The sequence below is a fragment of the Nostoc sp. genome, assembly GCF_036917095.1.
GTDB lineage: Bacteria > Cyanobacteriota > Cyanobacteriia > Cyanobacteriales > Nostocaceae > Nostoc.
The window spans coordinates 1-23,379 of the sequence record NZ_JBALFH010000062.1 but is presented as its reverse complement, the minus strand read 5'-3'; the positions used below and the strand labels follow the sequence as shown (position 1 = coordinate 23,379).

Genomic DNA, 23,379 nt, shown 5'->3' with positions numbered 1-23,379 from the left:
AAATCGTAGAGAACGCAGCATTAAAACGTTAGTGGTTCACCACCGCAATTATACGCCCGAGGACAACCGAGCAGAGAATCTCGCGGCTTTATGCAGCGGTTTATGTAGAATCCACGTCGTAGAAAGCTTGCTGTGACTGACTTTTGTTAAATTATTCTACAATGTAACCTCTGATAACTCCCTTTTAACAAAGCAGAAAAATTTACAAAATGTAACTAGTATTTTTGACTCATTACCGCACTTTTTAAATATCTTTAGACGACGATTTACGTGTTCAACAACAATTCTTAATCTATTGAGTTCCCGATTGTATTTTTTCTGTTCTTTCGTCAACTTACCCCCATTTCTGACTCAACGCAATGTGTTTCTTGAGAGGCAATGCTTTTCCTAATTTGGTTAGCTACACAAGGTTTGTAGAGTTGATGCCTTGGAGCTTGATGTTGTTATTTTGTGAGAAATCTGGGTCTAATCTTTTACCACTCTACATATAAGATTTTATCCATCCATGGCAACTTGATAACCTGTATGCTCCAAGGAATTCTATCTAGTAAAACATCATAAGTTTCATGTTCAACCTGTAGCAACCACGCACCATCACGAACCCTCAAAATACCGTTTCTCTGCAAAAAAGCTTTTCTAAATCCTTCTATAGATGTATTTTTTAAAATCGACCAATTTTGAATCACCGTAGCTAACAAACTTTCGGATTCTACTTGTTCTTGTTCAGTGATATCTAAATGAGTGTTTATAGAAGTAAATAAATCTATACTGCACAGTACCTTGTTTAAGGGGAAAATATGTTCAGATGCCTCTGTTGAAGCATCAACTAAATACTGAAGTACAAGCGCAGATCTTTCGGCAGATATGATATTAATAAAAATATTTTCCTGTACTAGTCCTAATTTAACAAAAAACCGATTTATAAATGGCCATAACAAAATTAATCCTGCATTGGAAATATAGATGTCATCGGAGTCACTAAAAGCATTGACAGCATTTGCAAATGTAGTTTGATTATAATTAGTATTTTTTTTAATCTTCTTTTTTAAAGTTTGAGCAAGTTGAAAAATTTGATTCAAGCGATTTGTTTGATTAACCCGACTCTGGACTAAAGCAGGATTTTTTATTTCATTAATTAATGCTTTTAGTTCATCTATAAGTTGATTTATTTGTTGTTTATATTGTAATGATAAATGTATATTTAGGTTTAGTTGTTGTAATTCATTTAATAGTAGATTGGCTTTTTCCTCTTCTCTAATAAACTGTTTATCTTGGTTATCAAATTTGATTTTCTCTAAAATTTCTGGAAGCTTACTTTTAATGTATATACCTTGTTGACTTCGATAATTTATTTGTACCGCAAGACTATTGATAAACTCAGAATAGTTAATTCCATTACTGGTAGTAATATGTAATAAGTTAGCTTGAATTAATCTAAATTGTTCTAGCTTATTACTATCATCTGATGACAGATATAAAAATATTCCTTGCCATTTCTGCAATCTCAATTTTGCTTCTGTAATATTTATCATAGGCTCTATGTGCTGAAATATTGGTGTTATATCTGTATTATAATCTGCAATAAGCTGGACTGCATCCGCATTAAATAATCCTACTATTTTTAGGAGTATTGCATCAGAAAATTGGTAAATAATACGCTGTAATTGATTTAAATTTTTAAAACTTTGATCGACAATATACTTAATCTGATTTGGAGAATTTGTGATGATGCGATCGCAACATTCTTCTAGCTCTTGTTTGCTTAATCTTTCACTCCACCAAGGTAGCATACCTGTTTGGATAAAGTAGTTAAGAATATCTAGTTGTGAATCTTCTTTAACTTGATTTTTGCTCGCTTCCCCACCTATTTTATCAGATACAGCTTCTATTGTAGAAAACAGTATTGACGATTGCTCTAAATTAATATTAGGTTGTATTGGTAGTGCCAAACCAGCAGTTGATAAATGAATTTGTTCTGGTAACTGTTGTTGAATTTTTTCGATAATTTTCTCAATTAATTCCTGCTCTAAATTATTTATATCAATATTGCCTAAATCAATTTCTAAGGTATTAATTCTATATATTATATCTGAAGTACTAAACTGACTTAAAACACGATCAATCAAGGGAATAATTTTATGGCAATATATTCTACTTACCTCATTCTGTAGTTCAAAAGCACCTTCTTGTGAACTTAAATTAAGTTCTATAACCTGTTTTTTGATTATATGTCGTTGTTGGCTCACCTTGAAATTTTCATCAACTTACTACAAAATCTGTACCGATAGTCATATATCCCAAAACACGAAATTCTCTGATTTCAACACTAGCAATTTCCAGAGCCTTAATCAAATTATTACTTGTAATTTTAATATCCTCTACCTTAGCATTTGTGTCCGCAATTGTATTCAACCAATAAGTATAAGACCTTTCAAAGTCTTGCATTTTTGATTTATTCAACCAGTGGTAATAAGGGGTTATATGTGCAGGTATTTCTGAACTGATAATGTCATAAATTAATTTTTTAAAATTTTCATTTTGAAAGCGAGTTAGCCAATCAGGAAATACAAAACTGATTTGAAAGGAATAAGGGTCTAATGGTTGATCTAATTGTATCCATTGTCCTGTTTCTGATTTTGTAAATCCTGTTTCTATTTCTACATCGAATGTATCTTGTTGAACATTGTTAATAAAATACGTTCCATTGTAATTATCTGTGTCAAATATTTGTATTTGTGCGTTTTCCGAAAGTCCATGCTGCTGAGATACACAAGTTAATATTTTATTGGAATTTCCGCTTAATTTAAATTCCGAAATTTGATGACCAAAACTTAAAAAATTAGTGTTTTGCTCAGAATTCTCACTGCTGTGAGGGCGAAGCAAAATATGTTCGACTAGATGAAATCCTTCTATTTCATCCGATTTATTGGCAAGAGCTAAAGTTTGTCGCTTGTAGGGGATTCCGATTAAACTGCAAATTCTTTTTTTTAGTCCCGATACATTATCTGTATCCCAAACTTCCCTAGAATCAGTGTAATTAGATGCTTTACCTCTATCAGCACTAATTTGAGGATAGTTTTGTAAGAAATTAACTTTATGATCAATTAGTTCTTCTTCCAGAATTGATTTATATAAAAGTAATGAATAATCTGTGAATTTTTCACAATACTGCGCCATTAAATGATTCAGAAAACGGTTTCTTCTTTCTAAATCAGTGTCATTCCATTTATCTGCTGATGAATTGTTATCATCTTTTAAAATTTCGGATACACCCGGAATCCTAGAAATATCCTGAGAATAATAGGTTATCTTATTTTTATTTTGGAAAGCAAATAAATCCTTAGCGTGTTCTAATTGAGTAAAATAGTTAGCTAAAATTTGATCAAAAAACATTAAATAAGCTTGCAGTTGCTTCGCTTGAGCTTTGCGCTGAGGAGATGAAGAAGCAGGTAAACCTATTTCTCCAATACCGTAAGTCGCAGGAAAATCGTTTTGGATTGATTCGTAGTCTGATAATTCCCGGTATTGTCCTAGAGGGATAGGAATATCTTTTATTTGTGTAGTTGATGTTGATTTTATATTTTGCTTTTGTAACGATTCTAGATAACTTTTAGCTTGGACTATATCTAGATTGCACGGAATTTGTCCTTTATAAAAGATAATATTACTTGTCAATCGGTCTATATCTTTGAGTTGCGGTGTGAGATGAGGATCTAATGCTAACGCCCATTCTTCAGCAGATGACTTATCGCTGGTAATATTGATAATTCTAACTGTTTTTATTCCGGGAATATCTAAAATAATCCGAATCAAGTCAGAGGTATGGAGTTCATCTTTTTTAATGAAAGCATCAAGTTGTTCGTCATCAAGGAAGCCATGTTCAAGAGGAAACCCCTCAAAAATCGTTTCAGGAGTTTTTCCTCGATCTAGTAGTTCTTTTAAGGTGAAGAATTGTAACTTAGGAGAAATAAAATTGTCTAAGCCAAAATATATCTTTGCCATTAATTCATTGACATCAAAACCTGCTTCTACTTCTATTTTGGCTTTAACGGTAATTTCTTCAATGGGTAAGATTTCAATTGAGGCAAAATCCTCACACAGATTTCGATGTTGATTAAGTTTAGTTTTTATTATTTCTATTAAACTGGCTTCATCAGATATATTTTTTTCTTTTTCAATCATTACCCGATAAAGCCCATTTAAATTTACTTCTTCAGTGATTTCAGAAGTCTGAAAACTTAATGTATGCAGAATCGAATCGTAATAAATTGTAGGTTGTAAATTCTTAATTGGTTCTAACCAAGCATTTTTAACACCATCAATATCGATTAATAGTTTACGATAATCATTAATTGTCAGGGGATTAACAGTAAGAATTTCTCTGGCTGTGAAAAACTGTTTCCTGTCTTCTCCAGAAGCAGGTGCAAGCAAGTCTTTCATCTCGAAATCAAGCCGATAGCTTAAATCCGTGATGGCATAACAGAGTTGCTCTAAGATTGTAATACCAGGATCGTGGGTATTGTAATCTGTCCACAGTTTACCTGCTAGGCGTTCAATGTGCTTGATACCTTCTTGCCGCAACAAGGCGAAATTCATCCCTGGATTTTCGGGGGGAGTGTTGGAAATGGTAAGGTATTCAGTCATGGTAATTTTATGGTTTTGGCTGGTGATTTAATTCCCTATTTTCTCTGTTTCTAAATTCTCTACTTTTTCTGATTCACATGCAGCACCATTATTTTTACCTAACTCTTCTTCTAATACTTGAATAGCTCCTTGAATACGGAGTAAAGTCTCCCGGATATTGATTTGTTTAGCTTCTAAATCTGCGAGGACTTTTTGTCCTGATGCAAATTCGGCTTTGAGTTCTTGGAGACGGTTTTCTAGTTGTTGTTTCATTAAGGAATTAACTGTCTTTAGCTATGATATTCAAGTGAATAAATGTACCTGTCCCGAAATATGGGGTGATGGGGGTGGATTAGGTGTATAACTACGTGCAGAAGGTAGTTATGCAGGAACCATAACTTAAAATTTAGCTTTCAATAATTTTGCCAATTGTGAGGTTAAACATGGTTTTGTCGCCTGTGTCTGAATTTAATTAGATATTGTTATTTACTATCGATGTGTTTAATGTCTTCTCGCAATTCAGAAATTAATTGTTGCTGTTGCTTAATAGCTTCAATCAAGATTGGCACAAATTTTTCATATTGCACAAATCGTTGTTCGTCACTGATTACTTTGACTAATTCAGGGAATACTTGTTCAACTTCTTGAGCAATCACACCAATTTCTCTAGATTCTCCCATTGTTTTATCTTTCCAGTAGAAAGAAACACCTCGTAATGATAATAATTTTTCTAATGAATTGGAGATTTCGCATATTTCAGTCTTAAAATTAATATCTGAAACATTACTGCCTGAACACCAAGCAGGACTACCATTACTTGTATTACAAATACATAAATTGCGATCATCCTGAAGTGCTATAAAATAACTTCCATTATCAGATGTTAATCTTGAAATTTTTCCAAAAATTTTTCCAGAAACTTTTAAATTGCCATCGACTTCTAACTTTTCACTTGGAGTTTTTGTACCAATCCCCACATTGCCATCTTTGATGACCATCTGTACTGTTCCATTACGAGGGTTTAGTGGATCCTCATCATGAATACCACCTTTATACCAAGCAAAGTTCCCGCCAGTGCGAAAATATTGGGTGCTATTTTGTACTCCAATACCGTAATCTTGGCTATACAAATTAACCATCTGTCTTGTAGATGCACCAAAACTAATACTTCCTGAGACAGTTAAGCTTTTTGTTTGAAAATCCTGGGCAGAAGAACCAGAAATAAGTGCTTTAGTATCTGCATATGTTTTTATGGCTTTCTCTGTTGGTATTGTCAGATCGCTATTTCCTACCAGAGTACCATCACTAGAAATTTTATTTACCGCTACTCCATTCTGTAGCTTCAAATCACCTTTAACTTCTAGCTTCGCCCCTGGAGTTGTAGTCCCAGTCCCAATACCCACATTACCCCCTTGGGTAACAACGAATCTACCAGCTGCAACATTTGGTGCATCTATCTCAAATGAGCCATCTTTTCCCAAAGACAGTTTCTTATCAAGACCTAGCTCAAAATGGACTGTGTTCCTAACAGCAACTGTCATTGCTCCATTTACAGTCAGGTTTTTTGTCTGAAAATCCTGATTAGAAGAACCCGCCAGAGGTGCTTTCGTATCTACATAAGTTTTAATGGCTTTCTCTGTTGGTATTGTCAGGTCACTATTGCCTGCCAGAGTACTATCACTAGAAAATTGATTGACTGCTACGCCAAGTTGTAGCTTGAGATCACCATTGATTTCTAACTTCGCCCCTGGATTCGTCGTTCCAATACCGACATTTCCATCACTGCTGGCAATAAACAGCCTACTGACTCCAGAATTAGAAATATTTAAACCTATTCTTTCCGGTTGAGGCTTTTGGTTAATACTCCAAGTCTTCGCTTCACCTGCATAGAAATCTAAGAGTTTCTCATCTGTACTCTGTGCCTTAATCTTTAGGGGATTATCTGCACCAGACGGCTTTTCTATGCCATCATCTTTAATATTGAGAGTGGATTCAATGAAATCGGCAAAATCCTGTTGCGAAGGCTTTGCTCCTGTCTTAAATAATCCTTGCAGTTCAGTTCTACTCTTTTGCGCCATGTTCTTTACTCCTTTTTAACTAATTACAAAATCAATACCAACAATCATGTAACCAATACCCTCGAAATCCTCCTGATCATAATTTTCTGTACCAATTACATCGATAATATGTTCAGAGGCAGAAACCAAAATTGCATCCGGGTGTTGCACTTGGGCAAGATTAGATTGATTTACCTGATAATAAGTATCTGACTTACCTTGAGAACCACCATTTATACCAATTTGCTCAATTAATTTGAGATTGGTGACATAATCTATGTATGATCTATTCTCAATAAAATAGATGAGAGAGGAACTGTGAATTGAACTACCAAAGGTAATGTCTGCTTGCTCTTGATACGCCCACGGGGACAAAAAGCGTTTAATATCTTCGTTGAGTTGATTGAGATAATAGCCCTGTTCATATCCATCACGAAGACGAATACCTACTCGGTATTTAATGCGTTCGTAACGGGGATTTTTCACTACAATCTGCACAAATGGTGAAGTATATTTTTGCAGGTATGCTTCGATTTCCTTGAGTAAATAAAAAGGTGCTTTGGGTTCGAGGGGAAAGAAAGGTGCAGTATTAGAAATATCGGGAACTACCACCACTGTAACCTTAGCAGCACTTGGATTATTTGAACCTGCGGCAGACGTGATACATTTAACCTTATAGATTTGGGGGAAATGTTCTAATACTAAACGTTCGTAATCCCAAGCGGTTATAGCCCTCTGTTTATGGCGTAGTCTCTCACTCACCCTCATCGTGAAAGCACGGTTATCTTCTTTTGGTTTACCGCCAAATGATGTATAGGGTTGTTGTATGATTTTGATGGCGGGATCTCGTGTGACGAATCCTTGAATGGAATTAGCCGCGAGGGGTTTACTGAAATGTTCATCTGCATTTCCCTGGTTAACAAAAGTAGCACTAATTGCTTGGGTTTTGATATCCAAAATATCAGGAATAGCGGTGGTATTTTCCTTGACAGTGGCGCGTAACCAATGCAATCCACTGGGTAATAATTGATGTTGATTGGTAGCTTTTTCAGGGATACTCAAGCGGATAATTCCCGCATCTATTAATCCGTTGGTACTATCGGAAAGTATCTCTGTATCTTGAAATTCTCGCCAATTATTACCACTCAAGTAACTCCAATTAAGCGGTGGCTGAGGTATTTCCCCATTACCACTTCCCGCTATCATTTGGAAAAGAATGGAAATGTTTTGGGGTGGTTGCAGATTGCGGATACCGATATATAAACTGCCTTCTTCTTCATAGTTCGGTAAGAGATAATACTGCTGATTTGTTGAATTATCTTGATTGAGGGTTTGGATATCTGCATAACCAAAGGGATGAAGATGGAAGATTTGGCTGGATTCATGATTGAGTGGAGAGGCTTGAAAATCTACTTCCACGGAAGCTGTATAGCCTAGAGAGATGGCTTTAACTTGGGGGGTGTAGGGAGGATAAACAGTTAAGGATTTTATGCTCGGATCTGTTGATAAAGCCACCTTATTTAATACTATTGGATATAAATCATGTCCAAAATCAGGGCTTTCTAGTTCGAGCTTGAAATACCTGCTTTGATCAAAAGGATCGTTTGTATCGATTGCTACGTTAGCAGCGTCGAACCCATAGCCGGAAATATTAAAACTTTGATAATTGAGATTAATTAAATTACTTAAATTATCCTCATTTTGATAAAAAATAGGTTTGGCAGTTTCAATATTAACCCAGCTTCGATTATGGAGCAGTTTCAACACCGTTTTAAAGCTGTCATTAGTAATTGCAGGTTGAATAATTTCAGTTTTGGCATAAGCATCATAATGTTTTCCAAAGTTTTTAGGTAGTCCCATCCACTCCATCTTGATAACCAGACTATCTAATTTCTTGTAGTTAATTTCTCTATTGGTGAAGTAAAAACTTGAACCCGTTTTCGGATTATTACCAAAAGGTTGAAAAGGAGTTTTAGTATTGAGAACTGAGTTATCATTCCGCAGTTGTACATCTCGAATATCTTCTACCTTAACTTGGATATTTACCTTTTTTAAAAGTACTGATTGGAATTGCTGGTAATAAATAACTGGTTCTTGAGAATTTTCTAAGTCTGATATCTGTTGTAACAGAATTTTTATCACCGGATGTGGACTAGGAATAAAAACATCTGACTCTTCAGCTTTCGGTGGCAAAATAGCAGGGAAGGTGGCATCAAGAGTTAACTGCAATTGTAAGCTATTGAGGTAAATAGCAGAATAGTTATATAAATTAATAGTGTTATTTTGAGGAAAGTTGCCTGTATCAATTTGCTGGATGTTCGCTTTTTTATTGGTTTCTATTCCTGTAATTTGAAATATTTTACCGTCATTCCATACAACTATTTGGCCTATATTACTTGGGACAAATATATCCTTAGTCGCAACTGTTAAAGATACACTTGTAAAGTTACCATTTCCAGCAGCAGTAGAACCTAAAGATATCGCTGAACTGTTATAAGATTTAAGCGATTCTTCTAGAATAAAATCGCCAATTTCGTACTTGAATGATTGAGGTTGTATCCATTTTTTTTCACTACTCAAATAAACCTCAAAAGGTTGAATCTTGCTACTGAGCATCTTTTGGAAAGCATCTCGGTTCAAGGTCTTTCCTTGAGATGCAAAGGTAATGGTAATATTACGTTTACCTTCTTGCAACAAGAGTACAGGGGAAGTAACGGCAAAACCAAGAGAGTTTTCTGCTGTTTTAGTAATATCTCCAAAAGTCTTAAAACGTTGTATTTTAGTAGCTTTTCCCTCTTTAATATCAACTGGAAAACTGGGATAAATATTTTTAATTTCTGTTCTCCCAATGGGAGGATAAGTAAAGTTTCTCTTTTTAGTTTGTGCCTTTTCGACGAGGCGATAAACTTCTTCCCAATTAGGATTTAATGTTGTAGATTGGATTTCCATAATCTTGCGGAAATCTTCTACACTCATACAAAGTTGTTCTTTGATATATCTAATAACTGGTTCTTGGCTAATATTATTCAATATCTCAAGAAGAGTTTTAGAATTATTTGGCATTTCTGGTAAATAATCGCCAGGATTAGGACTACCCAGAGCCATCTGCATCATGCTCTCAAATCCTGATTTTTCTCTTTCTTCCTTTAAAGCATTACGCCTTGTGAAAGTAATTTTTTTGCGGTAGGCTTTTTCTATAATCTTATAAACTTCTTGCCATTCTACTTCTGTAGGCTTTTTGATATTTGGATCAGCTTGATTTATTTGCCTGTCATGAATATCAAAACAATATTTAAAATTATCTACTGTGTCGAAAAATAACTGGTTTTCAATATAATTTTTGTTGTCTTGAGAGACTGGTTGCGTATTTTTAATCTGTTGATAAATACCTTGTTGGAGATAATTAATATTCACTGCTTCCCGATTAAAATTAGGAAGTTTATCTCCTTGATTGGGACTACCAATTGCCCACCGCAGCATATTTTCAAAACTTTCATCGCTTTTATTACCTTGCTGATGAATGTTTTCTAAAGTGATATATTCTTTTTCTATAAATAAATTTTTAATCCTAGCTACTTGAGCCTGATTAACAATAATGCCTTCATCAATAGCGTAATTGAGATTAATTCCTTGGCTGTCTTGACCTGCATTAAGTAAAGTTCCCTTTTGAATCAGATGTGTGTCTTCTCCTGGCAGTAGTTCAAAAATGACATTAATTCTGTCTGCAACTTCCGCCTTTGTAGTTAACTTCAATACCTCTTGATAGTAAAAATCGAGATATCTTTGAGTCAGTGCTTTAAATTGTTGTTGCGGATAACGTAATAGTTGTAAAAATGTAAATAATAAAACTAGATGAGGTTGAGATAATTGTCTCAGTGTTGATTCATCATCAGTGAAACTTTCTGGGTCATTAATGTAAGCTACCATTTGCTTTACATCTGCCGCAAAGAAACGTGACCAATCACCTTTTACAGTGCCAGATTCATCGTAATACTTAAGTTTTGTAGCATACTCTTGTACAAATGTTAGGAAGTCAGATAAATCACGTTCATCGACTGCCACATAATCTGGTTCCAGTTCTCTGAGTAAGCGATCGCTCTGACTCACACCATCCCGAAAAATCTGATCTTTAATTTGCTTGTTTGTATTCATGACCTAATTATACATGAGTGATAATGCTTGTAAATGTAAATTTCTTATCACTCCTAGAGCCAATAAAGTAATAAATCCATAGATAAATAAGCTCAATTAAATTTAGTTAAGTTCCTTGCCATTTTGTATTAGTATTCATAAAATTCCCCCTTCCTGAATATTGAGGTGTAGCATCGGGTGTAGAAGATGGTGGAGGCTGTTTGGCAGGATTTTGGACTTCAAATATAGCGGTAAATGTGCTGCCTTTTAGTAATACTGGTTTTCCAGCACTGTTGGTTTTCTGCGCTTTTTGATCGCCACCTAAAACCAAGATTTTTAGTGTTCCTGTTCCGGGAATCGTGTAGCCGCCAGCAGTGTACACACACGAGGGGACAGATACACTTTTTTCATCACCATCAATGCAAACTTTTTTGCCATCTAATGTTGATGCACCACTGGCTTTTAAGTCACCTGGTCTAACGACAACTGTGGCGATACCAAAGGCAGGATTAAAATTAGCTTTGTCGCCATCTATGAGGATAAAGTCAGACATTTCCTATCATACCTAGAACAAAATAAGTCATAAATTATCATGTAAATTCATAAAAACTAAATTTCACATTATTATTAGACATTTAAAAGCACGCAGGGATTCGGGTGTCCAACCGATTTTCATAGTTGATCTAAAGATTTCTGCTAAGAATTGATCTACTGAGCCAAATTTTGCGTTTCCTACGGCAAATTCTTGTTGAATTTTGCTAACTTATTGGCATAAGTTAGTTTGTCGCCATTCTTGTAATCGTTTTTGCAATATATTAAGCAAAATTTCTTCGCTATCGCACTATTGTTCATCCCAAGCACTCAAAAAATCCACTTTATTTGGTATCTTTTGTAATGATTTAGTGGCAATTATTTTTAAAATCCTACGCATTTGCTCGCCAATCGAATAATTTTGAACACCTAAAATTCGCACTATTTAATTCGAGTTTAGACGATTGGCTACTACTGTTCGTATCCGCTAAGAGCCATCTCATCACCTGTCGCAGCAAACGGGTCATAGACTGCCAATATTGACATATAGTTTTCCTTGAACCATTCCTGCATCTCATCGGGAAGGTCACTTAGTTTATTATTTCGAGACACCGCAATCTTTTTTCTCCCTTCCTTCTTATACGCTTTAGAGGTACCACGCTCTTCTTGCTGTGGTTGAGCGTCTACTAATCCTTCAGCCGTGTTGTGAAAATAATACTTTATATGACCAAGACTACCTCCGGCCTCGTGCGTAATGTGGAACGTTTGGGATGTCGTGTTCAAATGGTATTTTTTTCCTTGCCAGTACCAGGCCACCATGTTGGCTTCCTTCCACACATACGAACGCCAGGCATAGCCTCCCACCCATCTCGCTCTTTGCACTACTTCACCCCTTCCTTCGCCTGTTCGCTGTGCCTCGTTCAATCTACCCTGGATATTTTTCGGTCTAGACGCTCCATGCCCTTTGTTCCTTCCTATTCTACTTCCTATTGCTTCTGCTTCCCTTTCCAATCCCTCATCATTATTAATCTCTACTCCCTTCATCTGCATTGTCGGTTTTACCCTTCCCTGCATCTGCTGGACAACGTGCCAAGCTTCATGGGGTAAATGTTCCTCTTGTCCCGATGCTACATGAATCTCTGTCCCTTGGGTGTAAGCATGAGCCTGTAATTGGGCAGGTTTAGGCGAATTATAATGAACTCGGACATCATCTAAGGAATATCCAGATAAATTCTCCACCCCTGCTTTGAGGTCATCGGGTAATCCCGTTTGATTAAAAGTTTCTTCGTGCTTTTGTACTGGTTCAGTAGCAGGTGAATTCAAGTGATAAGAGGGTTTTAGCTGGTTTACTGGGGTCATATTCCCTCCTCTTGCTGGTACAGACTGTGAGGATGAAAGACTACCCATGACATTAGTAATCATTTCCCCTGGTTGCGGTTGGCGATAGTCAGATAAGTCTGTTGTTGGTGTCGCTGCTTTAACATTTTGAATAGGTTGAGGAAACTTCCCTGGTTCAAAAAGGTTTTTTTTCCGACCTACGTTAGATAACAATTTTGATGAAACTTTTTGCTTACCTAGGTTTGCCATTGTTTCCTTCCTTTTTTCAGTTAATACGGTTTGTCAAATCTGAGGTGAATTAATGAAAAATAATCGCTACTTATACCATTTGCGATTCATTAATATAAAAAGGATATACCAAATTAAATCGAGAATTAGTCACACGCACTGTATATGTAACACTTATCAGCAATAAACCTTCCTCTTCACTTTCATCAATATTAATCTCCTCAACATCAATCCGGGGTTCATGGTACAACAGTGCATCAGAAATTGTGCCTCTAATTCCTGTAATAGTACCTTGACTAATTTCTTCAAAGAGAAACTGACTCAATTCACAACCAAAATCCGGCTGCATAATCCTCTCGGCTGGACGTGTTGAGAGGATAATTTCCAGACTTTGGACAATATCTTCCTCATCCGCTACCATCTCCACCGTTCCATCCTGATGAAATGTCGGGGGAAAACTCCATCCTGTTCCTAAAAATGAGCTATTAGTTTCCATAGATTACATACTTTGATGATTAGCACAAAATTAATTCACATTTATCTTTGAACCTTTAATATTTATATTCTTTCCTTCAATCACAATATCTTTATTGGATTTAATCTGAAATCCTTTATCATTCATCGTCATAGTATTACCATTTTCATCTTCTAAATATATACCTTTATCTTTATCTGACACTCTAAATATATTAGAATTAGTTGTACTTATTTCAATTAAATTATTCTCATCATCAAAAAGTATTTTTAGTCCCTCTTTAGTGACAATCCCTTTTTTATAATTTTCCTGAGTTACTTTAAAATCAACAGGTAAAGCATTTTTCTCACTATATACTGCACCGAGAATTATGGCTTGTCTAGGATCATCATTAATAAAACCCAGAATCACTTCATCTCCTAGTTCTGGTCTAAAGAAAATTCCCCTTTTATTACCAGCTTCCACAGAAGCTAATCTTGCCCAAATTATACCATCTGTTTCAATAGAGGGAATTTTTACTTTCACCCGAAACTGTTTATCTGGATCATCTTCATACTTATCCACAATCCCAACTTGCAAACCATGAATTGCTGGGACTAATCCTGATGCTGGAGTATCAATAATATTATGATTTTCTTGAGCAAAAAAATCGGCTGACAAGCCGAATTGTACGTCTGTTTGCCAGCCTTGTGTATTAACTTGATGGCGAATAGCTGTTACCAAAGTTTTGCCATTAAATCTGTCTCCAATCCCTTTAATCTCCATGAGTTCACCTAACCTAATATTCGCAACTCCAGGAATTTTGAGACGACCTTTCAACATTGATAAACGACTTTTAATTAACTTTGCATCAGCCCAAGCTTGGATTTCTTTATCATCTAATTGACTAGAACTAATCAATTGATACTTATCTGCATCAATAGTTTTAGCTAATTGTTCTCCTTTTAAATTACCCTGAACAAGAGAGACATTTTTAGCTTTTTGGGGTACTGATATTTTCTGATTTTTGACATCCCATGCTGTACTTTCTACCGACATATACTGATGACGAATATCAGCTGACATTTCAAATTCGTAAATATCACTGATACCATAATTAAAAGTATATTTTACTAATCCGTTTAGATTTGGCTCTTCTACAGTAATTTTGCCCTCATCAGCTAAAACCCAAAGACTATTAACATCCGCACGAGATACAATAAAATCCCAGTCAGTGCAGTAATATTGCACCATTTCTTTATGTTTTGCTTGAGTTGCAGCGATAGATTTAGTTTGCAATCCCCCATCTGCGATAATTTTGCCGATAATTTCTTTATCTGTCATATCTCGAAAGACAGCACTTTTCCTTAAAGTAGTTAATTTAATTGCTGCATCTTTTAAGTCAACAGTGAGCAGAGAAGCATATTGATCTGCTTGCAATGAATGTCTAACTACAATACCCTGAAAAACAGTTACTTCATTTTTTGCATCGCCTTCATAGCGAAGCTTTATCTCGACTTTATTACCTGGCTTAAAAAAATCTGTATTACTAATAGCAAATTCCTGTTTAGCTGCGTCACCATCTAATAGAATTATTTGAGCTATGGGAATTTTATTCACCTCTTTAATAATGTCAATTGACATGAGGTTGTATTCAGGGTTCATTTTTAACCCATTACTCTCTATTGTTACTGTGACGACACCACTCATTATTTTTACACTTCTTTAATTGGCGGTAACTTAATATTTGTTCCTGTTTTTAACTTTCTGAAGTTATTGAGATTATTAGTACGGGCAAGCTGGATGTAATAGGCAGAGTTACCATATATTTCTTGAGCCATTAAAGGCAACTTATCTCCACCTTTAACAGTTCTGGAGTGAGATAAATCTGGCGAGTTTTTATTTTCTTGTTTAATCCGCTTAGAATTTTGGATATCACCGATAAAAACTGTCTCTAATTCGGCTCTTATTGGTTGTCCACTGCGGTTAAAAAGAGTATAGTTAACATCGACAGATTCCAAACGACAATCAAAAATTAAGTCTCCCCATTCAATTTTGAGAAATTTAGGTTCATGGCTCTTGCCATCCATATAAGTGGTTAACTGAAGAAAGCGATTTACTTGCTTGTAAATATCTTTCGTCCCTTTCAGTTTGCCTACAAATGCAGCAGTTGCAAACCCAGAAAGTCCATAATCTGCTACCCCTGTGTCATCTAAAATTAACTTGAGAGATAATTTCTGAGGTTTGCTAAGAGAATATTTCGCTGTGCGTCCACTGGTATTCACCCCCTGGTATTTTTGATAAACATTCTCGTATCTTAAGGAATAAGATTCCGGATTAAACATGGCTTCAAAGGTGTCTTGTGGCAACCCAAAACGAAGTCTATTTCCATAAACAAGAATCTTCAGCTTTTCTAATTTGAAAGGGTTTCTCAGCATATATTCTCTTTATCTTTCTTGTTTGCGCTCCAAAATTTTTAGCACTTGTGCCACACAAGCCGCAATAATTTCTTGCTTCTCTGGAGAATTGCCTTCAATTTCAGATTCTGAATCCGTACCATTACCATTTACAATGTTGGCACGAATAATTAATTCTTTGATTTCCACTGGCATAGTTAAATCCTCACACTTTGAAATCTGGTATATGCTAATTCCATCGTATCTATAACTACTGCATTAGCAGTAGCATCAAGGTCAGATGTTGTCCATTTCACTGGATATGCTCTCTGAAAGAGCCAAGCAGAAAGAGGAATACTCCGATCGTTCAGCAACATAACTAAAACGTTACTGGGTGTAAATTTCATGGAACTAATAGCAGTATTAAACTCTGCTTTCAACGGAGAACCAATCACCATTCCCCTTTCCAAAACTAGGTTATTATAGGTGACATGATTGGGTAAACGATGCCTGAATATATTTTCACCACCTTCACGAATATCTGTGGTTTCTATTTCCGCAGAAATCCCCGATACTTTTTGAAAACGAATATCTAACGGGTTAGGCAAAATTCCGGCAATGAAAAACACCACCATAAAATAAAATCCAACAGGGGGATTTTCTGTCAAAGTAAGTTCCGGAATGGAAAATTGATCTGCCATTAGATGAGAATTCTTACAAAAGTTAGGGGAAATGGGAAAAATCTGTGATTATCCGGGATAGTCAATCTTCAAATCGTTAGCCATTAGTTCTAAAGTCTCAATAGCAACTTCATTGCTAGTCGCATTAAATGACGGTGCATCTAATTTCTTGGGAAAAGCATTGATAGCTGTCCAAGAGACAACTGCTGCACCTGTTTCATCTAATAAGTCAATTCTGACATCTCGCTTGGCAACAGTATTTAATTTAATGCTACTAATCCAATTAAATAAATAACTGTCTTTTCTGACTATGCCTTTTTTGAGGCTTAAGTTAACGGGGGTGCTTAATCCTGGCATATACTTTGCCCCATCTTTATAACTTAGTCCATCTTTATAAATGATGGTTTCATATTCAATGCTTAATCCTGATACTTCTGAAAAAGCGTGGGAATCATCCCCGTCTATGGTGACTCGGTAATAAAATACAGGAATTGGATAACTATTTTTGATTTCTTCTGTTGAGGTTGCCATGATTGATTTCTCCTGGAATAATGAAATGTTTTTAGGGCAAAAAAATTGTAGGTTGGGTTGAGTTAAAGTACAACCCAACATCAATATCCATAATGAGTTTTTGAGATCCATGTTGGGTTGCGCTGCACTTAACCCAAGCTACGCCTTTTGACTTTTGACTATGCTTCCTGTAATTTATGGGAGAATTTCAGGATAATAAACTCAGCCGGACGAACTGCGGCCAGACCAATTTCTACAATCATCCGTCCTTCTAAAATATCCTGTGCTGTCATGCTTTTACCCAATCCAATATTCACAAAGAACGCTTGTTCTGGTGTATTCCCAGCCAGCGCACCTTGTCGCCATAATCCCTCCAAATAACTTTCAATTAGAGATTTCACTTTTAGCCAGGTGATGGCGTTGTTGGATTCAAAAACCACAAATGCGGTGGCTTTTTGAATTGATTCTTCAATGAGATTGAACAGTCGGCGCACAGGTATATAGCGCCATTCATTGTCATTACCCGCTAAAGTTCTTGCACCCCAAATTAAAGTTCCTTTGCCGGTAAAACTGCGAATGGCATTGATGGATTTACCGGCCGCGTCCACGTTAAGATTGTCTTGTTCTTCATTGCTAATTTTGACTGTAGGAGCCAATACTGATGCCAAGCTAACATTAGCCGGTGCTTTCCACACCCCTCTACTCCTATCTACTCTGGCGTATACCCCGGCTACAGCAGCACTGGGAGGTAAGACAACGCGCTTTTTAGTTAGTTCAGTCTGAATTTTGTTGTAGAGGTCGGTTTTTGTGGTTTTGTAGCTAGTCAGCTTTTCACCTTGTGCATCAGCAGCTTTTCCAACTTCGTTGATAGTTGCAGAATCATCTTTTGTAGTTTTGTCGCTACTCAGCTTTTTACTTTGTGCATCAGCAGGTTTTTCAACTTCCTTGATAGTTACAGAATCATCGGTGTAATAGTAGTTCAATGAGCTTTGCAAGTAAGGACAATAAGCTGCACCATATTTTAATTCCTCTGTTTCTGTGCCTATACCAGATCGGAACTTCTTCACGCCTTCTTCAGAAGCATCCAAAACATCGAAAATAGCAAACCTATCTTTTAACTTATTGCATTGCTTCAAAGATTTTTGACAAAGCTCGTAATAATCAGCTTCACTTAAATTTACTGCCTCAGTTAAGAGGATTAAGGTAGGTTCATCTTCTTTTTCTACAGCTGATAAACCTGCGATAAAATCATCTTTTTTCAGAGCTTCTGAGCCGTATTTACCAACCGAAATTATATAACAACTGCCTCCACCATTATCAAAATAAATTCGCAAGGCATAATACATTAAATACTTGAGTACAGGAGTGCTGATGCTAGTAATTACATCTGTCTTAGTTGTATCATCAACTTTTGTTGCCACCTCAAAGTTAGATGCTTGAGCTTTGCCAAACAAAGTTTCATACTCAAGCAGTGAACTAATGCGAGTTGGTATATTTTTCAAATTGTCATTTTCTGTGTAACCAATAAAGGCAGGAATTGCTGTAGAAACATCGGCGACGGAAGGGGGAAATGTAGAAATTTCCTCGACATAAACATTAGGAGTTTTATAAGTTACCATGATTCAATCCTTTGTTGTGCAGTTTTTATAGATACTTAAGGGCATTAATGACTTGAATTCCATTGTAATTAGGGGGGTTAGGTAAATGTTCTATCCATACGGTTGGATTGCTATTTTCATTTTTTTTCTTGTTTAAAAGTTGAAGATTTTTTATCCCCGCTTCCTGGCAAGCAATTTTTGAGTTAGATTGAAAGATATATTGTTGAGATTGAGGGAATTGTTTCTGAAGAACTGAAAGTGTAGGATCTGTTTTTTCAGTTTCGGCGCTCGTGAATTTAGTAAATTTAATTTCTGTGTTTCTGGTTGTATCTTTATCTTGAATCAAAAATTCATCGCCATTCGTTTCACTATCAGTGAGCAGGTAATATTGCCATTGCTGTTTTTTGGCTTGAAAGGTAATTTTATGTTCATTTCCTTGATGCAACACTTTAGAAATAGAGGCATTATGATAAATATCCACGATCCCAAAAATATTCTGTCCTCTTGGTAATTTTCGCTCAGACAGATTTATTTTAGTCATTTCTAAAGCTGCTGCTTCAATATTAGTATTTTTAGCATTACTAAACTGATAAATAACATCATGACCAGGTTGCCAGTCAATTTCCGTGAAATCTATAAAATCTTGATTTTTCAGTTTCAATATAAAACTAAATTGCAAATTATCAGCAAGGTCTATCCAGGGCTGATTTTCCGCATCTACGGGTAAAATTACACCTAGACCATTAACTTTATTTTTGACAATTAGACGATGACCACTAAGCATTTTATGACATTCAATCGTCGGTTCCACCAGAAAATCAGGACATATTTGATTTTGATAATATGCGTGAATAATACTCAAATCAAATAGTTTTTTGTAAGGCATAGTCTACATGAATTTTAGAGTTTTTTAGAAAAAACTTAGATATTTGAAGTCATAACTACTTTCTCAGTTACATCAGAGTCTACTTCCACCGTATCCACATCTGTAAAGACAATCATTCTGACCTTATAAATGGCTGAAGGCATATAAGACATACCCAAACCAGCCCATACCTCTCTTTGTTCTGTAAAAGATAAATTAACTAATTCCAGGGTCAATTTTTCTATCTCAGAATTCAGTGTTGGTGAGTTATGATGATTGAATAAGCGATGACTTTGACAAAATTTGATAATTAGAGATAAAAATTGCAACGATTGCCTGTAATCAGTAAAATTTGCCGCGAAGAGAACATATAAGTTGAGGTAAATATTAGGGTTTTTAGGTGGGTTGATGCCATGATTAGGTATCCTTTCGTAAGCTGCACCAGAACGAAAAGTGTAGTCTTCTTCTACGTTGACTAATAAAGCAGTAATAGCATCATTTTGGAAAGAAACTTCTTTCTGATTGCGTTCCTGAACAAACACAACCTCAAAGCCCTGAGAGCCAGTTTTAACTCGGATGTAGCCGTTGAGTTGTTCTTTGAGAAATGAGAGGACATATTCTATCATTGGCAATAATTAATTTCTCCTATCGATCGAGAACACATTATTTCCACAAAATGCTTATGAATAGCTATCAAAAATAGCGTCCACAAATACTAGTCACAATGCGTATTTCATTGAACACTGTATAAAGATTATCAAATGCTTGTCAGCGAATTTCCCAGAAAAAATATATATTTACATTTTTAAAATTAATTTGACATATTTCTTTACATTGTTAAGAAAGTTCTCCTACATCGAATATTACTAGCAATAATGGTAGAAATCCTGGTTTCTAGTCTTTTCAAGACCAAAATATTGTTAGATGTTCTACATCCATCCTCTGATTTCTTCATCATTTAATAATCTTTTCAACTTGAGATACTCACGTTGTGCAGCTTGTAGAATGTGTTTCATCATCACTGGTTCATCCGCATCGGCTGCGAAAAAAGCGGCATTCATGGCAATGTTGCGGATGTTACCCCCGGCAACCTTGAGTTGTCCTAATTTTTGGTAGTCTAAGCCTTGGGTGGGTGTTTGAGCAGGAAAAATCCGCTGCCAAATTTCGATCCGTGAAGGGGTTTCTGGGAATGGAAAAGCAACCATAAAGCGGATACGGCGCAGAAAAGCAGAATCTAAAGCATTTTTTAAGTTTGTGGTGAGAATAGCCAAACCTTGATATGATTCCATACGCTGGAGTAAATAAGATACTTCGACATTGGCATGGCGATCGCGGCTATCTTGAACTTCTGTGCGTTTGCCAAATAGAGCATCGGCTTCATCAAATAGTAAGATGATTCCTCCAGCTTCGGCGGCTGTGAATATGCGCCCTAAATTCTTTTCTGTTTCGCCGATATATTTACTGACCACGGCACTAAGATCGATCCGGTAAAGATCCAGACCAAATTGATTTGCTAATACCTCGGCTGCCATAGTTTTACCAGTTCCACTTTCCCCGTGAAAGAGGGCACTAATCCCTAAGCCACGACTACCTTTGCTAGCAAAACCCCATTCTTGGTAAACTTTAGCTCGTTGTCGGAGGTGAGTAGCGATGTCTGCAAGTACCTGACGTTGTGGTTCTGGTAATGCCAAGTCATCCCAAGTGGCGGATGTATCTATGCGTTGGGCTAAACCATCAATCTGAGGACGGGCTTGATGGCGGCAAAAATCCCACAGTAATTTGGAGTGGAGAGTTTCAGGAAATTGTGCTGTTTGCAGTTTGAATTGTTGACAAGCTGCTTGAATGGTAGCATTGCTCAGGCTAAATTGAGATACTAACTGGGTAATCTCCACCTGAGGTTGGTTAGCTGCTGTACTTAGATAGGTTGCCCAAATTTCTGCTTGTTCTTGATAGCTGAGTTGCGGTATATGAAAGGTAATCAGATGATTATGTTTAGTGTGTAATCGTTCTCCACTAGAAATAATCACAGGTGTTTGCAGAGATTCCACAAACTGAGAAACGGCGAAAGCAGATTTTACATCATTCGAGAAAATATCATCACAGTCGAGTAACAGCAGACTATTACTTAATAAGGCTTCCCTTTGCCAACGTTGGCTGATTTGGTAGATTTCGTGGGGGGATTGGGTAAGAACATCTGCCGACATCATATGCAAATTATAGCCGAGGCGCATAGATGCAGCTTTGGCGATCGCATATTTAGCGCTGATTTCTCCACCACATAGTTGCAAGGTGGGAGACGAGACGGAAAACTCAGACCAAATAGCAACTAATTGCTCTACAATCTGTTCCTGGGAGGGAGCTAAGGATGTTTGCTCAAGGTGAAGAGGGAGGGGATGAACAAAACCCATTAATTGCTCGTCAAAAGCTGCTTCTCCCAGGAGATAACTGAGAATTCGTGGATTAATCCGCAGAGGGGCAAGGGTGAGGGTAACGCCTGTACCAATTTCTATTAATCGCCAGGATTGTAAAGAATTTTGGGGAGAAAGTACAGCCCAACTGGCTTGGGGAAAGTTGCTTAAAGCTAAGGCTAAGGTAGGATAATTTAGTTGGGGATTTCCCTGGAGTTTGGCACATAATTGAGCAAGGGAGGGATCAATTTCCAAAGCTGTGCAGAGCAGGAGGATATCCCGTTCAAATTCAGTCAGGGAAAAGAGGCGACATAAATTTGCCAACGCGGATGTCGCTAATATTGTTTCGGGGGGAAGAGGCTGTATAACTTTATTTTCGAGCTTATTTTCTAGGTATTGACGGATACAAGCAATAGATTGAATCAGTGTAGCCAGGTTTTCTTGATACCAATGGGATATGGAGGATGTTTTCATAAAGCTTTGGGTAGTGATATGGAAGTAATGGTGAGACAGATTTCTTTATTAGAAAACTTCCAATAATCCTATCTGAATATTGTGGGATCGCGAGTTTCAATCCCGTTTACGGGTTTCATTTATTAGAACTTACATTCTGCACTTAAATTTGAATTACAAAGAAACTACAGTCTATCAAAAGGACAAAAATCAGGATAATTAAGAAAAGAATACTCAATGAATCTGATTTTGAAGAGAAATATATATTCTTTACATGAATGCCAACTAAACTCCATGCTTCTAGCTGCATTCCTGCTAAAAAACCTCGTGGTGCTGATTTACCCACTCCTGAACGCCAGCACAATCGTAATTAGGTTTTAGGGTCGAAGACACAGCTAAATCGTGACTCTGTGTGAGGCGATATCGCCCATTCTACCTTGGTCATTTTCTACGTTGTGGAAACGAATTTGTTTCTACCCTAACGCAAAAATTAGGGCTGTTGTTGTTGTTCTTTCCACGTTGTAGAATTGGTTGTTGTTGTCTATATAAAGCGGTTGTCATATGCTGTTCCATACGCGCAGACGGGGAAACGTATCACCAGGACAACTATCTTTGTGGTAGAAAAGCCAGTGGTTTAAGACAAATCAATAGTAGATAGTTGTGAGAAGGGTCGGTTCTAATGCTTCATCCATTTAAGTAGTGAAGCGTGTCTGCGACAAGCCGCTTTGCGTCTACGCGCTCGGTGAGTACTTCAAAATATCCTTTAAGATAGGCGCGGCGTGGGCAGGCTACGCCTACGGACTGGCGAATCATGCTCAATAATTCCTACTCGGTAACACCGCTTGCCTTGCTTTCACCCACTTTGAGTTCAAAGTATTTTAGTACTTTTACTATTTTCAAATCTTCTCAAAAGGAACCGTTCAAAGCTTCATTCTCCCGTGGCATCTGGACGTTTTGAGCCTTAAAAATGATTTTAAAAGCAATATCTCTGCCTGACTGCCTCAACACTTGCAGATAAGCAACAGCATCATCACGTCGGCGGAATCTTTTCACAACAATATTTTCTTGATTGGGAATATCACGGACAATACACCACGGTTTTAATTG

The 23,379-nt window shown here is 36.6% G+C and carries 18 protein-coding genes and 1 pseudogene; all 19 read right to left on the bottom strand.

What is annotated here, in order from left to right; genetic code table 11:
* Window positions 1–243 precede the first annotated feature (243 nt).
* Window positions 244–348: pseudogene (locus V7L01_RS34765) on the bottom strand (transposase family protein); the annotation flags it as partial.
* Window positions 349–473: 125 nt separating this feature from the next.
* Window positions 474–2,246, bottom strand: coding sequence for a contractile injection system tape measure protein (locus tag V7L01_RS34760; protein WP_335042910.1), 1,773 nt, complete (start codon window positions 2,244–2,246; stop codon window positions 474–476).
* A 13-nt stretch (window positions 2,247–2,259) separates the two neighbouring features.
* Window positions 2,260–4,644, bottom strand: a complete 2,385-nt coding sequence (locus V7L01_RS34755) for a hypothetical protein (RefSeq protein WP_335042908.1) — start codon at window positions 4,642–4,644, stop codon at window positions 2,260–2,262.
* Between the two features lie 27 nt (window positions 4,645–4,671).
* Window positions 4,672–4,896 (bottom strand): hypothetical protein, encoded by a 225-nt coding sequence (locus tag V7L01_RS34750; protein WP_335042907.1) that lies wholly within the window; start codon window positions 4,894–4,896, stop codon window positions 4,672–4,674.
* A gap of 209 nt (window positions 4,897–5,105) precedes the next feature.
* Window positions 5,106–6,701, bottom strand: coding sequence for a tail fiber domain-containing protein (locus V7L01_RS34745; protein WP_335042906.1), 1,596 nt, complete (start codon window positions 6,699–6,701; stop codon window positions 5,106–5,108).
* A gap of 15 nt (window positions 6,702–6,716) precedes the next feature.
* On the bottom strand, window positions 6,717–10,832 hold the full coding sequence (locus V7L01_RS34740) for a hypothetical protein (RefSeq protein ID WP_335042905.1): 4,116 nt from the start codon (window positions 10,830–10,832) through the stop codon (window positions 6,717–6,719).
* 106 nt (window positions 10,833–10,938) lie between these two features.
* Window positions 10,939–11,364, bottom strand: a complete 426-nt coding sequence (locus V7L01_RS34735; RefSeq protein ID WP_335042904.1) for a hypothetical protein — start codon at window positions 11,362–11,364, stop codon at window positions 10,939–10,941.
* 449 nt (window positions 11,365–11,813) lie between these two features.
* Window positions 11,814–12,929: an eCIS core domain-containing protein gene (locus V7L01_RS34730; RefSeq protein WP_335042902.1), complete on the bottom strand. Its 1,116-nt coding sequence runs from the start codon at window positions 12,927–12,929 to the stop codon at window positions 11,814–11,816.
* Window positions 12,930–12,999: 70 nt separating this feature from the next.
* Window positions 13,000–13,404 (bottom strand): GPW/gp25 family protein, encoded by a 405-nt coding sequence (locus tag V7L01_RS34725; protein WP_335042900.1) that lies wholly within the window; start codon window positions 13,402–13,404, stop codon window positions 13,000–13,002.
* A gap of 30 nt (window positions 13,405–13,434) precedes the next feature.
* Window positions 13,435–15,072, bottom strand: coding sequence for a type VI secretion system tip protein VgrG (vgrG, locus tag V7L01_RS34720; protein WP_335042899.1), 1,638 nt, complete (start codon window positions 15,070–15,072; stop codon window positions 13,435–13,437).
* Window positions 15,073–15,077: 5 nt separating this feature from the next.
* Window positions 15,078–15,800, bottom strand: a complete 723-nt coding sequence (locus V7L01_RS34715) for a CIS tube protein (protein WP_335042897.1) — start codon at window positions 15,798–15,800, stop codon at window positions 15,078–15,080.
* 9 nt (window positions 15,801–15,809) lie between these two features.
* Entirely contained in the window at window positions 15,810–15,974 is a 165-nt protein-coding gene (locus tag V7L01_RS34710) for a DUF5908 family protein (protein ID WP_335042895.1), read from the bottom strand.
* Window positions 15,975–15,976: 2 nt separating this feature from the next.
* Complete coding sequence (locus V7L01_RS34705) at window positions 15,977–16,459, bottom strand: phage tail protein (protein WP_335042894.1); 483 nt, start codon at window positions 16,457–16,459, stop codon at window positions 15,977–15,979.
* A gap of 48 nt (window positions 16,460–16,507) precedes the next feature.
* Window positions 16,508–16,969, bottom strand: a complete 462-nt coding sequence (locus tag V7L01_RS34700; protein ID WP_335042893.1) for a phage tail protein — start codon at window positions 16,967–16,969, stop codon at window positions 16,508–16,510.
* Window positions 16,970–17,127: 158 nt separating this feature from the next.
* Complete coding sequence (locus tag V7L01_RS34695; protein WP_335042892.1) at window positions 17,128–18,567, bottom strand: phage tail sheath family protein; 1,440 nt, start codon at window positions 18,565–18,567, stop codon at window positions 17,128–17,130.
* 25 nt (window positions 18,568–18,592) lie between these two features.
* Window positions 18,593–19,432 carry a hypothetical protein gene (locus V7L01_RS34690; RefSeq protein WP_335042891.1) on the bottom strand — a complete coding sequence of 280 codons (840 nt, stop codon included), beginning with the start codon at window positions 19,430–19,432 and terminating at the stop codon, window positions 18,593–18,595.
* A gap of 35 nt (window positions 19,433–19,467) precedes the next feature.
* Window positions 19,468–20,037 carry a DUF4255 domain-containing protein gene (locus tag V7L01_RS34685; protein WP_335042889.1) on the bottom strand — a complete coding sequence of 190 codons (570 nt, stop codon included), beginning with the start codon at window positions 20,035–20,037 and terminating at the stop codon, window positions 19,468–19,470.
* Between the two features lie 303 nt (window positions 20,038–20,340).
* Entirely contained in the window at window positions 20,341–22,293 is a 1,953-nt protein-coding gene (locus V7L01_RS34680) for an ATP-binding protein (RefSeq protein WP_335042888.1), read from the bottom strand.
* 885 nt (window positions 22,294–23,178) lie between these two features.
* The coding region (locus V7L01_RS34675) for a hypothetical protein (protein ID WP_335042886.1) at window positions 23,179–23,379 on the bottom strand (201 nt) is incomplete at its 5' end.

Bases quoted from the DNA above. Each gene is read 5' to 3' on its own strand.
- V7L01_RS34745 (WP_335042906.1), bottom strand. From the start codon at position 6,701: ATGGCGCAAAAGAGTAGAACTGAACTGCAAGGATTATTTAAGACAGGA.
- V7L01_RS34695 (WP_335042892.1), bottom strand. From the start codon at position 18,567: ATGGTAACTTATAAAACTCCTAATGTTTATGTCGAGGAAATTTCTACA.
- V7L01_RS34750 (WP_335042907.1), bottom strand. From the start codon at position 4,896: ATGAAACAACAACTAGAAAACCGTCTCCAAGAACTCAAAGCCGAATTT.
- vgrG (WP_335042899.1), bottom strand. From the start codon at position 15,072: ATGAGTGGTGTCGTCACAGTAACAATAGAGAGTAATGGGTTAAAAATG.
- V7L01_RS34705 (WP_335042894.1), bottom strand. From the start codon at position 16,459: ATGGCAGATCAATTTTCCATTCCGGAACTTACTTTGACAGAAAATCCC.
- V7L01_RS34735 (WP_335042904.1), bottom strand. From the start codon at position 11,364: ATGTCTGACTTTATCCTCATAGATGGCGACAAAGCTAATTTTAATCCT.
- V7L01_RS34755 (WP_335042908.1), bottom strand. From the start codon at position 4,644: ATGACTGAATACCTTACCATTTCCAACACTCCCCCCGAAAATCCAGGG.
- V7L01_RS34725 (WP_335042900.1), bottom strand. From the start codon at position 13,404: ATGGAAACTAATAGCTCATTTTTAGGAACAGGATGGAGTTTTCCCCCG.
- V7L01_RS34710 (WP_335042895.1), bottom strand. From the start codon at position 15,974: ATGCCAGTGGAAATCAAAGAATTAATTATTCGTGCCAACATTGTAAAT.
- V7L01_RS34730 (WP_335042902.1), bottom strand. From the start codon at position 12,929: ATGGCAAACCTAGGTAAGCAAAAAGTTTCATCAAAATTGTTATCTAAC.
- V7L01_RS34680 (WP_335042888.1), bottom strand. From the start codon at position 22,293: ATGAAAACATCCTCCATATCCCATTGGTATCAAGAAAACCTGGCTACA.
- V7L01_RS34685 (WP_335042889.1), bottom strand. From the start codon at position 20,037: ATGATAGAATATGTCCTCTCATTTCTCAAAGAACAACTCAACGGCTAC.
- V7L01_RS34740 (WP_335042905.1), bottom strand. From the start codon at position 10,832: ATGAATACAAACAAGCAAATTAAAGATCAGATTTTTCGGGATGGTGTG.
- V7L01_RS34715 (WP_335042897.1), bottom strand. From the start codon at position 15,800: ATGCTGAGAAACCCTTTCAAATTAGAAAAGCTGAAGATTCTTGTTTAT.
- V7L01_RS34700 (WP_335042893.1), bottom strand. From the start codon at position 16,969: ATGGCAACCTCAACAGAAGAAATCAAAAATAGTTATCCAATTCCTGTA.
- V7L01_RS34690 (WP_335042891.1), bottom strand. From the start codon at position 19,432: ATGCCTTACAAAAAACTATTTGATTTGAGTATTATTCACGCATATTAT.